This is a genomic window from Amycolatopsis sp. cmx-8-4 (assembly GCF_046548675.1).
In the GTDB taxonomy this organism is placed as follows: domain Bacteria; phylum Actinomycetota; class Actinomycetes; order Mycobacteriales; family Pseudonocardiaceae; genus Amycolatopsis.
Genome location: NZ_JAEBDZ010000029.1, coordinates 1 through 14,636, shown reverse-complemented (window position 1 = coordinate 14,636; position 14,636 = coordinate 1). Strand labels below are relative to the sequence as shown.

Below are 14,636 nucleotides of genomic sequence, written 5' to 3'. Positions count from 1 at the left end.
CTCACAAGCTCCCTCTTGGGTGTGGGAAAGTCTCAGATCCAGACGTTGCGGGCGACCCGCTGCACCTGCTCGACCAGGGCGGCCTGTTCGAGCGTCCCGTCGTGCTCCTCCCGCAGCGGCGCCTTGGTGACGACCGCTTCGACGAAGGCCCGGATCGCCCCGGCGAACTGGTGGTCGGCCGCCAGCACCACCTCTTCGCGGTGGTCCTGCCGTTCGATCCGCAGCACCGGCCGGTGCGTCTCCGGCAGGGTGAACGCCCAGTCCACCGTCAGCCGCCCGGTGCTGCCGGACAGGGCGTAGCTGTTCTGGTAGGAGTGCTCCATGCCGAAGGTCAGCTGGGCCGGCACGCCTTCGGGCGACGCCAGCAGCACGCTGCCCGACATCACGACGTCGAGCGCGCGGTCGCGGCGGAACACCGCGCCCTCCACCGACAGGTCCCGGCCGAGCAGGTGCTGCGCCGCGCGGATCGGGTAGCCGCCGAAGTCGAGGAACGCGCCACCGCCGACGTCCGCCTGGTAGCGGATGTCCCCCGGCGGCTTCGGCGGGATCGTGAACGCGCTGTGGAAGCCGCGCAGGTCCCCGATCGCGCCGTCGGCGAGCAGCTTGCGCACCGCCGCGTGCTGGGAGTGGTAGAGGAACATGTAGTTCTCGAGCAGCACCAGGCCGCGCTCGCGGGCGAGGTCGAGCAGCCGGGCCGACTCCTTGTAGCCGTCGGACATCGGCTTCTCGACCAGCACGTGCTTGCCGGCGTCGAGGCACCGTTCGATCCACTCCGCGTGCAGCATCAGCGGCAGCGGGATGTAGACGGCGTCGACGTCCTCGTGCTCGGCCACCGCCTGGTAGCCGGCGTACGGCGTGCCGCCGAAGCGGTCGGTGAACGTCCGGGCCCGGTCGCCGTCGCGGCTGGCGATCGCGACGACGTCGATCGCCGGGTCGGTCTCCATCGCCGGCAGCGTCCGCCGCCAGGCGATGTCCGCGCAGCCGATCACCCCGAAGCGCAGCCGCTGGGCCGGTTGATAACTCGTCATCGGCAGAAACTCCGCTGCTCGTCGGGATGTGGGGAGGTCGGTGGGCCGGTCACGAAGCGTGCGCCGCGGCGGCGCCCGCCCCCAGTGCCGCGTAGTGCGCGAGGCACTCCTCGTAGGTCGGCAGCAGCCCTTCGGACTCCGCCTCCTTGAGGCCGACGCCGTTCGCGTCCTTTTCGGACATGATCGGCGGCCCGGTCAGCTCCCACGGAATGCCGATGTCCGGGTCCATCGGGTTGAGCACGAGCATGGTGCCCGGCACGTAGTTCTGCGAGCACAGGTAGTTCATGCACGCGTCGTCGGTCAGGGCGTGGAAGGCGTGCCCCAGGCCGTCGGCCAGGTAGACCGCCGTGCCGGAGTCCTCGTCCTGGTAGGTGACGTCGAAAACGCCGAACGTCGGCGAGCCGACGCGCAGGTCCACCACGACGTCCATCACCGCGCCGCGCACGCACGTGACCAGCTTCGCCTGGCCCGGTGGCAGTGTCGTGCCGTGGATGCCGCGCACGGTGTCGCGGCGGCTCGTGGAGTAGTTCACCTGGTTGACCACGAACGGGTAGCCGATCAGGTCCGAGAGCGCGTCCGCGCGGAACGCCTCGTGGAACCGGCCCCGCTGGTCCGGGAACTGCTCCGGGAACAGCCTGAAGGCATTCGGGACCTTGGTCTCTTCGATCCGCATTCCGCCCGGCATAGCTACCAGCTCCCCAATTCGTCCCAGAAAGAGTTCGTCATGCCGCGACCAGTTTCTCCAGCAGGCCCACGACTTCCGCAGGTGAGCGCTGGGCCCGGACCGCGGCGGCGGCGCGCACCGCGCCGGTGGTGAAGGCGGGTTCGTCCAGCAGCGCGCGGCACCGCTGCGCCACCCGCTCCGGCGAAACCTCGTCCAAGGACAGCTGCAGGCCCGCGCCGCTCGCGGCCACGGCCGCGGCGTTGTCGAACTGGTCGTCGAACTGCGGGAGCACCAGCTGCGGGCAGCCGGCCTCCAGCGCGGTGAGCACGGTGCCCTGGCCACCGTGGTTGACCATGGCCTCGCAGGCCGGCAGCACCTGGGCGAGCGGGAGCCGCCCGGCGCGGTCGGCCGCGGCGGCCAGCTCGGGCCAGTCCGCCAGCACGTCGTCGGCGGCGGCCACCACCAGTTCGACGTCGAGCTCCTTGAGCAGCTTCAGCATCGGTGCCACGGTTTCGCGCAGCCCGAGGGCGGCCATCCCGGGCAGCACGGTGCCGAAGGTGACGCACACCCGCGGCCGCTCGCGCGGCTCGAACACCCAGTCCGGCAGGTGGACGTCGCCGTTGAACGATCCGCCCCGCACACCTTCGTGGCCGAAGGCGTGCGGCAGCCGCATCCCGGGCGGCCACGGGTCGAGCGTGGCGACCGGGTCCGGCGGTGCCGCGGCGAGCTCGATCGCCGCCGCCCGGCCGTACTCGGTCAGCGGGGCGACACCCCAGTGGTAGGCGACGACCGGGACGTCGCCCGCCGCGGCCGCCAGCGGGCCGGCGAACTCCGCCCGCTCGCTGACCACGAGGTCGGGCCGCCACGCGTCCACCAGCTTCCGCGCGCCGGGCAAGCAGGCCCGGGCGATCTGCCCGAACGCGTGCCCGTGCTCGGCGCGGCGCAGCACGGTGCTCTCGGCGGTCACCGGTGGCTCGCCGCCGACCAGCTCGACGAAGTCGGGCGCGGCACCCCAGGACGTGACCGGCAGCCCGCACCGGAGCACGACCGGCGCGAACGCCTCGGTCGTGGCGACCAGGACCTCGTGCCCGGCCGCCCGGGCCGCCCAGGCGAGCGGCACGAGGGGGAACAGATGGCCGCGCAACGGCGCGGTCGTGAACAGCAATCGCACGCGAACTTCCTTTCCCGGTGCGGTTTCCTCCGACGTCGATGGCGGGGCCGTGCGTCAGCAGAGGCTGTGGATGCAGGCCAGCAGGCTGCGGGCCTCGATGTTCAGGTAGTGCCCGTGGCGCAGCAGGTCGATCAGCTGGCGCACGGTCATCCAGCAGTAGTTCGGCGGCACCTCGACCGGGAACTCCTCGCCCACCTCGATCAGCTGGTAGCGGGTCAGCGCGTGGTAGAACCGGCCGCCCTCCTCAGAGAGCTTCTGGTCGTAGTGCGTCTTGACCCCGCCGACCTCGAGCACGTCCCGCAGGAACGGCTCCTTGATCGACGACGCGTCCTGGCCGGGCAGCAGGTGCACGGTGGGCGCCATCTCGACCATGTCCATCAGGCCGTACTCCGGCCGGGCCTGCACCAGCAGGTGCAGCACGCCGCGGACGCGCCGGGCGAGGAAGGCGGCATGCCCCTCCCCCCTGGGGTGGAGGAGGGGCTGCCGCCAGGCCTTGACCTCCCGGGTGCCCGCCTCGACCCGCACGCCGATGATGCGGAAGTTCTCCCCCGCGTCGTCGCTGATCTCCTCGTCGTCGCGGTGCCAGCCCGTCGTCGCCGACAGCGGCGTCAGCCGGGCCGACCAGTCGCAGCGCGTCTTGGCCTCGGTGAACCAGCTGAGGATGTCGCCCGCGGTGTGCAGGGCCCGGCCCGGCGCGTCCTCGGCGGCGTACTGGTAGGAGCGCACGAGCGCGTCCCGGAAGTCCTCGCCGGTCGCGCCGTCGCCGTCCGGGAGGGCGAACGGGATGCACGAGAGCACCGTGCGGGCGTCCATGTTCACCAGGTTGTCCCGGTGGGACAGCTCGCCGATCTGGGCCAGGCTCAGCCAGCAGTAGTCCTCGTGCAGCTCGACGTCGCCGGTGACCAGCACGACCATGTTGCGGTTGCGCTTGCGCCAGAACCACGCGCCCTGCTCCGACTGCAGCACGTCCACCAGCACCTGGCCGCGGCCTGCGCCGACGAAGTACTCCAGGTAGCGCGTGGTCGCGCCGCGGTGCACCTGGGTGTAGTTGCTGCGCGTGGCCTGCACCGTCGGCGACAGCTGGAGCGTGTTGACGTTGCCCGGCTCCATCTTCGCCTGCATCAGGCAGTGCAGCACGCCGTCGAACTCCTTGACGACGATGCCGAGAATGCCGATCTCGGGCTGGTTGATGATGGGCTGGGACCACGTCGGGACGCCGCCCTCGCGCACCTGCAGGCCTTCGATGGTGAAGAAGCGCCCGCTCTTGTGCCCGAGGTTCCCGGTGCCGGCCTCGAACGCCCAGTCACCGAGCTCGGCGAACGGGATCCGGTCGACGGCGAAGTGCCCGGCCGCCGTCCGCTGCGCCCACCAGTCGTGGAACTCCACCATGGACATCATGCTGCCGCCGGTGGTTTCGGGCGCGTGGTTCAGCACCGCGAGTCGCTTCATGCTCCTGCTCTCCTGTCTCCTCGGGCCGTCAGAGCTTCGCCAGCACCGCCTGCACCTTTTCCACGACCCGTTCCTGGTCCACGTCGGACAGCGACGCGTACATCGGCAGCGAGAAGATCTCGTGGGCCGCCGCCTCGGTCTCGGGCAGCGAACCCTCGCGGTAGCCGAGCTTCGCGAAGCCGGACTGCGTGTGCACCGGCCACGGGTAGCTGATGTTCAGCTCGATGCCCTCGGGCTTGAGCGCTTCGATGATCTTGTCCCGCAACGGGTGCCGCGCCACGTAGACGTAGTAGACGTGGTCGTTGCCCGGGGCGAGCGCCGGCGTCACGAGGTCGGTGCCGGCGAACGCCTCGGCGTAGCGCTCGGCGATGAGCCGGCGGCGGACGAGGTAGTCGTCGAGCCGGGTCAGCTTGCGGCGCAGGATCTCCGCCTGCACCTCGTCGAGCCGGCTGTTGTACCCCGGCGTGGAGACGACGTAGTAGACCTTCTCCATGCCGTAGTAACGCAGCCGCCGCAGGTTCGCCTCGACCTCGGCGTCCGACGTGATCGTCGCGCCGCCGTCACCGTAGGCGCCGAGCACCTTGGTGGGGTAGAAGGAGAAGGCCGCGGCCTTGCCCATCGACCCGGCGATCTTCCCGTGGTGGCGGGCACCGTGCGCCTGCGCGCAGTCTTCCAGGATCGGCAGGCCGTGCTTGGCCGCGATCGCTTCCAGCGGCGCCATGTCGACGCACTGGCCGTACAGGTGCACCGGCAGCAGGCAGCGCGTGCGCTCGGTGATCGCCGCCTCGACCTGCTCGACGTTCATCAGGTACGTGCCGGGGTGGACGTCGACGAACACCGGCACGGCGCCGATCTGGTCGATCGCCAGCACGGTCGGCGCCGCGGTGTTGGACACCGTGATCACCTCGTCGCCGGCCCCGACGCCGAGGGCGCGCAGGCCGAGGACGATGGCGTTGGTGCCGTTGTCGACGCCGACGCAGTGCTCGACGCCGTGGTAGGCGGCGAACTCCTCTTCGAACGCCTTCACGCTCGGGCCGAGCACGAGCTTGCCGGAGCGGAAGACCGTGTCGACGGCGTCGAGAATGTCGTCCCGTTCTTTCTCGTACTCCGGCAAATAACCCCAGACATATTGAGCCATCAGGGCGGGTCACCTCCAGGGGATCGGCCGTGGCACGACCGGACAGGGCTCGTACGACGCGGGCGAATTCCCGGTGAACTTCCGGGACGCCGCAACACATGGGCTATTCGACGCGACGACTATTCGTTTTGCTTCCTCGCGCCGCCGGAGTCATGGAAGCACACTTCCGCTCGGCTGTCACAGCCTTGCCGGCCATCATTCGACGAGCATTGACGGCCCGTCCCGCCGGCGGGACAACGGCCGCCACGGTGTTGTTGACCGGGGCCGGAGTGCTGGCTAACCTCGGCCGGGTTCCGGCTGCCGACTGGGGGCATTCGCCCGGAGCGCGTCACCCCGCATCAGGGGAAGGATTCGCCGCGCGGCCACACGGACGATTAAGCGGAAGGGCTGAATTGTCATGTCAGAGAACGCCACGAAAGTCGACCTCACCAATGTCGACGACGTCGAGGAGATGGTCCGGGAGATCGCCCGGATGATCTGCGCCGAGCAGCCCGACATGCCCGAACCGGAGAGCCTGCGCGACCTCGACTCGTTTTCCGTGGTGCAGGTGCTGCTCGAGGTCGAGAACACGACCGACCGCAAGCTGCTGGAGAAGTTCGAGGACTTCACCGAGGGCGAGGAGTTCCGCGACCTGGCCGCCTACATCGTGAAGATCGTCGCCGAGGAGGACGCGGCCCCGGCCGAGACCCCGGCCCCCACAGCCGGAGCGGCGGCCCCCGACGCCGCCGCTCCGGACGCCCCGGCCTAGGGCTCGTGAGTGGTTAGGGCGGTTAGAACCGCCCTAACCACTCACGACCGGCCGCGGCAGACCGGTGTGCGGGCGCGCCGGGCTCGCACACCGGGTCCCGCCGGCGAGACACGGTTCTCCTCACAGATCGGACGCTCAGCCGATGGACCACTCCACCACGGATACTTCACGGCCCGTGCTCCCGGTCCGGCCCGAACCCCTCGCCGTCCGGCCGCCGCGGCACCGGCTCGCGCGCCGCTTCATCCTGTGGCGCACGCTCAACACGCTGTTCTGGGCGATCGGCGTGCTCGGCGTGTTCGTCACGCTCCACATCGTCTTCGCGGGCATCCGCACCTGGCTGGACCCGATCACCTGGGGCGTCGGCGCCATCTTCGCGGCGAACTTCCTGTTCATGCCGACCTACCGCTACCTGGTGCACCGCTGGGAGACGACCGACGAGGCCGTGTACTCCCTCAGCGGCTGGATCACCCGGGAGTGGCGGATCGTCCCGGTGTCGCGGATCCAGAGCATCGACACCGTGCAGGGCCCGATCGAGCAGCTGCTCGGCCTCTCGACCATCAAGGTCACCACGGCCTCGCACGAGGGGCACGTGAAGATCGAGGGCCTGGAGACGCCGATCGCCGAGGAGGCGGTCCGCCGGCTCAACGAGATCGCCCAGGCCACGCCCGGGGACGCGACGTGACGGCGGAAGCGACGGCCGGGCCCGTGACGCCCGCGTCGGCCGAAGAGAGCGAACTTCCCTGGCTGCGCTTGGACATCAAGCTCTTCTACGTCAACGCGGCCAAGTTCACGATCTCCTTCGCCATCAGCATCACGAGCTACTTCCTCTACGACTCGGGCCCGGTCTGGCCGCTGCTGGTGGTCAGCGGCATCAGCGCGCTGATGACCCTGCGGGACCTGTGGCGCTGGCTGTTCACCCGCTACCGCGTCACCCCCGAACGCGTCGAGCGCCGCACCGGCCTGCTGGTCCGCGAGGAGCGGCACGTCGGGCGCGACCGCATCCGCAGCGTCAGCAGCAGCGCGAAACTGCGGCACCGCCTGGTGAAGCTGCGTGTCGTCCACATCGGATCGGGTGAGGGCAAGCACTTCTCCCCCGCGTTCAAGCTCGACGCGCTGTCGAAGGAGATGGCCGCCCAGCTGCGGCGCGACCTGATCCCCCGCGACGCCGAGGCACCGGCGGAACGCGAGGTCGTCATCGCCCGGCTGCGCTGGATCTGGTTGTGGTACAACGTTTTCCACGTCTGGGCGATCCTCGCCGGGGTGCTTTTCCTCGTGTCGCTGTACTTCACCATGCAGACGTTCGCCGTCGACCTGATCGACGTCATCGCGGGCCTGATCCACTGGGCGAACCTGGGCGTCTGGCGCACGATCGGCGCGTCCGTCGTGATCACGTTCGTCCTCGGCTACTTCTCGCTCGGCCTGGACTTCGCCGCGAAGCACTGGAACTTCGAGCTGGTCCGCACGACCAGCGGCGAGGACGGCACCGAACTGCGCACCCGGCAGGGTCTGTTCACCACCAAGACCGTGCACCGCGAGGACCGCCGGATCCGGGGCGTGCACCTGCACGAACCGCTGCTGTGGCGGTGGATGCGCCTCGCCGAGACCAAGGTGATCACGACCGGGCTCAACGCCTCGCTCAACGAGTCGGCCAACATCCTGCCGCGCACGCCGCTGCACGACGCCCGGCACGCGGCGAGCTTCGTCTTCCCGGACGGCCACCAGCCCCTCGAAGCGCCACTGCTGCGGCACCCGGCCGGCGCGTTCCGGCGCCGGCTCTACTGGGCGACCTACGGCCCGGCGGCCGTCGCGGGCCTGCTCGCCTGGCTCGGCGCGACCGGCGTCGTGCCGGCGTCGTGGTGGCCGCTGCCGCTGCTGCTCCTGCCGCTGACCTGGGCGCTGGCCTGGGTCGCCTACCGCACGCTGGGCCACGCGCTGGTCGGCCCGTACCTGGTCGTGCGCAGCGGCGCGGCCGGCCGCTCGACGACCGTGCTGCGCACCCGCGCGGTGATCGGCTGGCGGCTGCGGCAGACGATCTTCCAGCGCCTGGGCTCGCGGATGACGGTCGGCGTCCCGACCGCGGCCGGCGACCGCTACTACCGCGCGATCGACGTCGGCACCGAGCAGGCTCTCGCGTTCGTGGCCGGCGCCGACCCGGAACTCGCGCACGAATTCCTTTCCGGCGCTGGGACGCCCCCGGCCGACTCGCATTTCGCCCCGCGATCGGACGCTTCATGAATCGCTGTGCCATTCGGGGCTTCGCCCCGGGCCGGGGGCTTCGCCACCCGGAGCCCCCTAAATCGCCCTTGCGGCACTCGGAGGTGACAATGCGGCACACCAGACTCACCGAAACGCTTTCCGTCGGTGAAATCGGGCTCGGCTGCAGTTCGATGTCCTACGGTTACGGGCCCGCCCGGACCGCGCGGGACCACGAAGAGTCGGCCCGGGTGCTCCGGCACGCGGTCGACCTGGGCGTCACCGTGTTCGACACGGCCGACGTCTACGGCCCGTTCACGAACGAACAGCTGCTCGGCGAGGTGCTCGCGCCGTACCGCGCGCGGACCACCGTCGCCACCAAGGTCGGCCTGATCCTGCGGCCCGACGGCACCCTGGAACGCAACGGGCGCCCCGAATACCTGCGCGAGGCCTGCGAAGGCTCGCTGCGCCGGCTGGGCGTCGACGCGATCGGCCTCTACCAGCTGCACCGCGTCGATCCCGCCGTGCCGCTGGCCGAGTCGTGGGGCGCGCTGGCCGAGCTCGTCACCGAAGGCAAGGTCCTCGGCCTCGGCATCTCGCACGCGACCGTGGAAGAGCTCGAGGAGATCCACGCGCTCTTCCCGATCGCCGCGGTGCAGTACGAGCTGTCGGTCTGGGAACGCCGGAACCTCGCCGAGATCCTGCCGTGGACCTGGAAGAACGACGTCGGCTTCCTCGCCTGCTGCCCGATCGGCCGCGGCTACCTGTCCGGGCAGGTCGCCGTCGACGAGCTCGTCGACGGCGACTCGCGGCGGCGCGACCCGCGGTTCGAGGCCGGCGCGCTCACCGACAACCAGCGCATCGTCGACGGCCTGCAGCGGGTCGCCGCCCGGCACGGCGCGACCCCGGCGCAGGTGGCGATCGCCTGGCTCACCACGCACGGCGACAACGTCGTGCCGATCCCCGGCACCCGGCGGCTGCGCTGGCTGGCGGAGAACGTCGGCGCGGCCGGGATCCGGCTGAGCGCGGCGGACCTGCGCGACATCGACACACTGCCCGTGGCGACCGGTGAAAAACGCTGGGACGAACACCGCGAAGCCGTCGTGTCGAAATGACCGCGCAATTCTTTGGATACGGCGGCGATGCTGACTTAGACTGCGGACAGCTCACCGGCCGAGGTATTCCGGCCCATCCCGGAAGAGCCTTTCCATTCATTCACCGTGACACGAAACTGGAGGAGAAGCCGTGGGCGAACAGGCACGACCGCTGATCACGGTGCTCGGTTCGTCCGGGCTCCTGGGCACCGCCATCACCCGCGAACTGGCCGCCCGGCCGGTCCGCCTGCGCCTCGCCGGGCGCCGGCCGACCACGGTCCCGGCCGGGGCGCGGGCCGACATCGACGTCCGCACCACCGACCTGACCGCCGACGGTGCCGTCGCCGACGCCGTCGAGGGCGCCGACGCGGTGATCCACCTGGTCGCGCACATCGCCGGGGCCAGCACCTGGCGGGTGTCCTCGGACGACCCGGTCGCCGAGCGCGTCAACGTCGGCCTGGTGCACGACCTCGTCGCCGCCGTGAAGGACCAGCGGCCGCCGCACCCGCCGGTGGTCCTGCTGGCCGGGTCGATGTCGCAGGCCGGGCGCTCGATCTCGGGCCGGATCGACGGCACCGAGCCGGACCAGCCGCTCACCACCTACGACCGGCAGAAGCTCGACGCCGAGCACGCGATCCGCGACGCCGTCGAGACGGGCCTGCTGCGGGGTGCGTCGCTCCGGCTGGCCACGCTCTACACCCAGGGCTCCGACTCCCCCGCGCTCGACCGCGGCGTCGTCTCGGCGATGATGCGCCGCGCGTTCGCCGGCGAGGCGCTCACCATGTGGCACGACGGGACGGTGAAGCGGGACCTGGTGTGCGTCGACGACGTCGCGCGCGCCTTCCTGGCCGCGCTCGACCAGCCGGACGCCGTCGACGGCAGGCCGTGGCTGGTCGGCACCGGGCTGGCGACCAGCGTCGGCGACCTGTTCGGCGAGGTCGCGAAGGCCGTCGCCGCGCAGACCGGGCGGGAGCCGGTGCCGGTGGTGTCGGTGCCGCCGGCCGACCACTCGATGCCGACCGACCTGCTCGACTTCGTGCTCGACCCGTCGGGCTTCCAGAACGCCACCGGCTGGGCGCCGCGCGTCCCGCTGGAGCAGGGCCTGGAGAACCTCGCGGCGGCGATGGCGCGCGACGCCGTCTCGCCGGGCGTCTGAGGGGGCGGCGATGCGCGTCCTGCTGGTCCTGCCCGCCGAGAAGAGCATCTTCAACTACCTGGTGCCGGTCACCTGGGCGCTGCGCACCGCCGGCCACGAGGTGCACGTGGCGAGCCTGCCGCGGTTCGCGAGCACGATCACCCAGGCCGGGCTGACGGCCGTCCCGGTCGGGCACGACCGGGACCCGTGGCGCATCACCGAAAACCGGCCCGAGGAACGCGCGGCGCTGCGGGCCGGGGTGGCCGCGCCGTACGACCTGTTCGACGTCCCCGGGTCGGCCACGTGGGACTACCTGCGCGACGGGATGACCGCCGCGGTCAAGGGCTGGCACCGGCTGACCAACTTCCCGATGGTCGCCGACCTCGTCGAGTACACCCGGTTCTGGGAGCCGGACCTCGTGCTGTGGGAGCCGCTCTGTTACGCCGGGGCGATCGCCGCCAAGGCATGCGGCGCGGCGCACGGCCGGCTGCTGTTCGGCATCGACGTCTTCGGCGCCACCCGCGTCGACTACCTGCGGACGCAGGCGCGGCAGGCACCGGCGGACCGCGTCGACCCGCTGGCCGGCTGGCTCGGGAGCTACGCCCGCAAGTACGGCTTCGACGCCGGTGAGGACCTCGCCGTCGGCGACTTCACCATCGACCAGCTGCCCGCGTCGCTGAGCCTGGACGCCGGTCTCGACACCGTCCGGGTGCAGTTCGTGCCCTACGGCGGGGCCGCGGTGGTACCGGACTGGCTGAAGCGGCCCGCGGAACGCCCCCGGGTCGCGCTGACCCTCGGCCTCACCGCGACCGAGGTCTTCGGCGGCTACAACGTGCCACTGTCGGAAATCCTTTTAGGACTGTCCGAATTGGACGTCGAGGTCGTGGCGACGGTCGCCGAGGACGTGCAGCGGACACTGCCGCCGATGCCGGAGAACGTCCGGATGGTGCCGTACGTGCCGTGGCACGCGCTCGCCCCGACGTGCGCCGCGGTGGTGCACCACGCGGGCGCGGCAACGCTGGCCACCACCGCGCGGCACCCGGTGCCGCAGCTGGCCCTGCACTTCCACTTCGACCAGCCCTACCTCGGCCGCAAGCTCGCCGAACACGGCGCCGGGCTGGAGATCCACACCGGCGACGCGACCGGCGGAGGTGTCCGCGACGCCGTCGCACGCTTGCTCACCGAACCTGCTTTCAAAGCCCGCGCGGCAGACCTGCGCGACGAGATCTTCGCGCTCCCCACCCCGAACGAACTGGCCGGGACCCTCGAAGAGCTGACCGCCAAGCACCGCACCCGCTGACCCCAAGCCGCACTTTCGCCGAGAAAGTGTTCCGGAGTTACGACCTCCGGATTCAGGTTCACTCGAAAGTGCCGGGCGGAGCACCCGGAAAGGAGCACCATGCGCGTCCTGTTCGCCACCACGCCGCAGAAGAGCGTCTTCCTGTACCTGGCGCCGATGGCGTGGGCGCTGCGCACCGCCGGCCACGAAGTGCGCTTCGCGAGCCAGCCCGCGCTGACGGACGTGATCACGCAGTCCGGCCTCACCGCCGTGCCGGTCGGGCACACCCGCAACCGCCGTCTCAACGACGTCGACGGCCGCGAGGAAGGCCGGGCCGGGCTGCCCGCGCCGTACGACGTCTTCGACGACTACGAGCGCGCGACCTGGGAGTACCTCGAGCCCGGCATGGCCGACGCGGTGCGCGGCTGGCACTGGCTGACCAACCACCCGATGGTCGGCGGGCTCGTCGAGTTCGCCCGCGCCTGGCAGCCGGACCTGATCGTCTGGGAGCCGTTCTGCTACGCCGGGCCGATCGCCGCGAAGGCGTGCGGCGCAGCACACGCACGTCTCCTGTTCGGCGTCGACGTCTTCGGCGCGGCCCGCGAGCAGTACCGGCGGCGGCTGGCCGAGGAGCCCGGCCGCGTCGATCACCTCGGCGCGTGGCTCGGCCGGTACGCGCGGATGTACGGCGCCGAGTTCTCCGAGGACATGACGACCGGGCAGTTCACCATCGACCAGTTCCCGGCCAGCCTGCAGCCGTCGACGGAGCTGGACGTCCTGCGCACGCAGTACATCCCGTACGGCGGCCCGGCCGTGGTGCCGGGCTGGCTGAGCAAGCCGCCGGAGCGCCCGCGCGTCGCGATGACCCTGGGCCTGACCGCGACCGAGCACTTCAACGGCTACACCGTCGGCGTCCAGGAGGCCCTGGACGCGCTCGCCGACCTCGACATCGACCTGGTCGCGACCGTCGCGGAGAAGGCACAGGCGGAACTGACGCGGATCCCGGACAACGCGCGGATCGTCTCGTACGTGCCGTGGCACGCGCTGGCCCCGACGTGCTCGGTCGTCGTCCACCACGCCGGCGCCGCGACCATGGCCACGACGTCGCGGCACCCGGTGCCGCAACTGGCCCTGCACCACCACTACGACCAGCCGTTCCTCGGCCGCAAGCTGGCCGAGCACGGCGCCGGGCTGGAGCTGCCGACCCACCGCGCGACCGGCGCGCGGATCCGCGAGAGCGTCGAACGGCTGCTGACCGAACAGTCCTTCAAGGACCGGGCCGCGGACCTGCGCGACGAGATCCTCGGGCTGCCGTCGCCGAACGCGATCGTGCCGGAGATCGAGGCGCGCGTCCGATGAGGGTCCTGCTGACCACTTACCCGGAGAAGACGTTCTTCTACCACCTGGTCCCGCTCGCCTGGGCGTTGCGCACGGCCGGGCACGAGGTGCGCGTGGCGTGCCAGCCGAAGTTCGCGGCGGTCGTCACGCAGGCCGGGCTGACCGCGGTGCCCGTCGGGTCCGACCGGAACTTCTGGCGGATCACCGAGACGCGCGCCGGCGGCACGGAGGCGATGCGCGAAGGGATCATGCCGCCCTACGACGCCTTCGACGACGTCGCCAAGCAGAACCTCGGCTACCTGCAGCCAGGCCTGACCGAGGCGGTGCGCGGCTGGCACCGGGTGAGCAACTTCCCCATCGTGGCCGACCTCGTCGAGTTCGCCCGGGCCTGGCAGCCGGACCTCGTCGTCTGGGAGCCGCTGAGCCAGGCGGGCGCGATCGCCGCGCGGGCGTGCGGTGCGGCCCACGCGCGGATGCTGTGGAGCATCGACCTCTTCGGCGGCGTCCGCGACCACTACCTGCGGCTGCGCGGCGACGAGCCGGATCCGTTCGAGGACTGGTTTTCCGGCTACGGCCGCAAGTACGGCTTCGAGTTCGGCGAGGACATGGTCACCGGCGACTTCACCCTCGACCACCTGCCGGGCCGCCTGCAGATCGAGGCCGACCTGCCGTACCTGCGCTTCCAGTACGTCCCCTACGGCGGTCCGGCGGCGGTGCCGGACTGGCTGCAACGGCCGGCCGAGCGCCCGCGGATCGCGCTGACGATGGGCCTGAGCGCCACCGAGATCTTCGGCGGCTACCACCTGTCCCTTTCGGACGTCCTTTCCGGACTGTCCGATCTGGACGTCGAAGTGGTGGCGACGGCGACCGGGCTCGGCGCGGTGCCTTCGAACGTCCGCCTGGTCTCGTACGTCCCGCTGCACGCGCTGGCCCCGACGTGCGCGGCCGCCGTCCACCACGGCGGCCTCGGCACTCTCGCCACGTTCGCCCGGGCGGGCGTCCCGCAGCTGTGCGTGCCGCACCACCTGGACGAGCCGATCTTCGCCGCCGGCCTGGCACGCGCCGGCGCCGGAATCGACCTGCGCTCGCCAACAGCCGACAGCATCCGCGAGAGCGTCCATCGCCTGCTCGACGACCCGTCGTTCACGCGCGGCGCGGCGGCCCTCCAGTCCGAAATGGACACCCTGCCGACCCCGAACGACATCGTCCCCGACCTGGAAGACCTCACCGCCAAGTTCCGCAGGGGGTCGTGAGTGGTTAGGGCGGTTAGAACCGCCCTAACCACTCACGACCTCGGCTGGGCGTGCTGGTCGGCGGCCTCCTGGACGCGGGCGAGGTGGCGGGTCCACCAGTCCGCGTCGCCGGCGACGTCGTGGTCGGCGCCCGGGCGGCCGTCGAT

Annotated in this window: 13 protein-coding genes; 8 read left to right on the top strand and 5 right to left on the bottom strand. The window is 71.3% G+C overall.

Annotated features, from left to right (window positions below; genetic code table 11):
* Positions 1 to 32 precede the first annotated feature (32 nt).
* From ACLJQZ_RS39525 to ACLJQZ_RS39505, 5 genes are read right to left on the bottom strand one after another with little or no spacing between them, the layout of a single operon-like run.
* Positions 33 to 1,028: a Gfo/Idh/MocA family protein gene (locus tag ACLJQZ_RS39525; protein WP_410625748.1), complete on the bottom strand. Its 996-nt coding sequence runs from the start codon at positions 1,026 to 1,028 to the stop codon at positions 33 to 35.
* Between the two features lie 49 nt (positions 1,029 to 1,077).
* Positions 1,078 to 1,701 (bottom strand): dTDP-4-dehydrorhamnose 3,5-epimerase family protein, encoded by a 624-nt coding sequence (locus tag ACLJQZ_RS39520; protein ID WP_410625746.1) that lies wholly within the window; start codon positions 1,699 to 1,701, stop codon positions 1,078 to 1,080.
* Positions 1,702 to 1,750: 49 nt separating this feature from the next.
* Entirely contained in the window at positions 1,751 to 2,863 is a 1,113-nt protein-coding gene (locus ACLJQZ_RS39515) for a nucleotide disphospho-sugar-binding domain-containing protein (RefSeq protein WP_410625745.1), read from the bottom strand.
* A 54-nt stretch (positions 2,864 to 2,917) separates the two neighbouring features.
* Positions 2,918 to 4,312 carry an NDP-hexose 2,3-dehydratase family protein gene (locus tag ACLJQZ_RS39510; protein WP_410625743.1) on the bottom strand — a complete coding sequence of 465 codons (1,395 nt, stop codon included), beginning with the start codon at positions 4,310 to 4,312 and terminating at the stop codon, positions 2,918 to 2,920.
* A gap of 28 nt (positions 4,313 to 4,340) precedes the next feature.
* Positions 4,341 to 5,450, bottom strand: a complete 1,110-nt coding sequence (locus ACLJQZ_RS39505; protein ID WP_410625741.1) for a DegT/DnrJ/EryC1/StrS family aminotransferase — start codon at positions 5,448 to 5,450, stop codon at positions 4,341 to 4,343.
* Positions 5,451 to 5,847: 397 nt separating this feature from the next.
* Between ACLJQZ_RS39505 and ACLJQZ_RS39500 the strand changes: the two genes are divergently transcribed.
* The 8 genes from ACLJQZ_RS39500 (at position 5,848) to ACLJQZ_RS39465 (ending at position 14,490) form a co-directional block, all read left to right on the top strand.
* A complete protein-coding gene (locus ACLJQZ_RS39500) occupies positions 5,848 to 6,198 on the top strand; it encodes a hypothetical protein (protein ID WP_410625740.1) in 351 nt (116 codons plus the stop codon).
* Between the two features lie 142 nt (positions 6,199 to 6,340).
* Positions 6,341 to 6,880 (top strand): PH domain-containing protein, encoded by a 540-nt coding sequence (locus ACLJQZ_RS39495; RefSeq protein ID WP_410625738.1) that lies wholly within the window; start codon positions 6,341 to 6,343, stop codon positions 6,878 to 6,880.
* Complete coding sequence (locus ACLJQZ_RS39490; protein ID WP_410625736.1) at positions 6,877 to 8,433, top strand: PH domain-containing protein; 1,557 nt, start codon at positions 6,877 to 6,879, stop codon at positions 8,431 to 8,433. The genes ACLJQZ_RS39495 and ACLJQZ_RS39490 overlap by 4 nt, the downstream gene beginning before the upstream one ends.
* An 89-nt stretch (positions 8,434 to 8,522) precedes the next feature.
* A complete protein-coding gene (locus tag ACLJQZ_RS39485; protein ID WP_410625734.1) occupies positions 8,523 to 9,506 on the top strand; it encodes an aldo/keto reductase in 984 nt (327 codons plus the stop codon).
* Positions 9,507 to 9,636: 130 nt separating this feature from the next.
* The gene (locus ACLJQZ_RS39480; RefSeq protein WP_410625732.1) at positions 9,637 to 10,641 is read left to right on the top strand and encodes an NAD-dependent epimerase/dehydratase family protein; all 1,005 of its coding nucleotides are present in this window, start codon (positions 9,637 to 9,639) and stop codon (positions 10,639 to 10,641) included.
* 10 nt (positions 10,642 to 10,651) lie between these two features.
* Positions 10,652 to 11,920, top strand: coding sequence for an activator-dependent family glycosyltransferase (locus ACLJQZ_RS39475; protein WP_410625730.1), 1,269 nt, complete (start codon positions 10,652 to 10,654; stop codon positions 11,918 to 11,920).
* A gap of 99 nt (positions 11,921 to 12,019) precedes the next feature.
* Positions 12,020 to 13,258, top strand: a complete 1,239-nt coding sequence (locus ACLJQZ_RS39470) for an activator-dependent family glycosyltransferase (protein ID WP_410625728.1) — start codon at positions 12,020 to 12,022, stop codon at positions 13,256 to 13,258.
* Positions 13,255 to 14,490, top strand: coding sequence for an activator-dependent family glycosyltransferase (locus ACLJQZ_RS39465; protein ID WP_410625726.1), 1,236 nt, complete (start codon positions 13,255 to 13,257; stop codon positions 14,488 to 14,490). Before ACLJQZ_RS39470 ends, ACLJQZ_RS39465 begins: the two co-directional genes overlap by 4 nt.
* Positions 14,491 to 14,636: the final 146 nt, after the last annotated feature.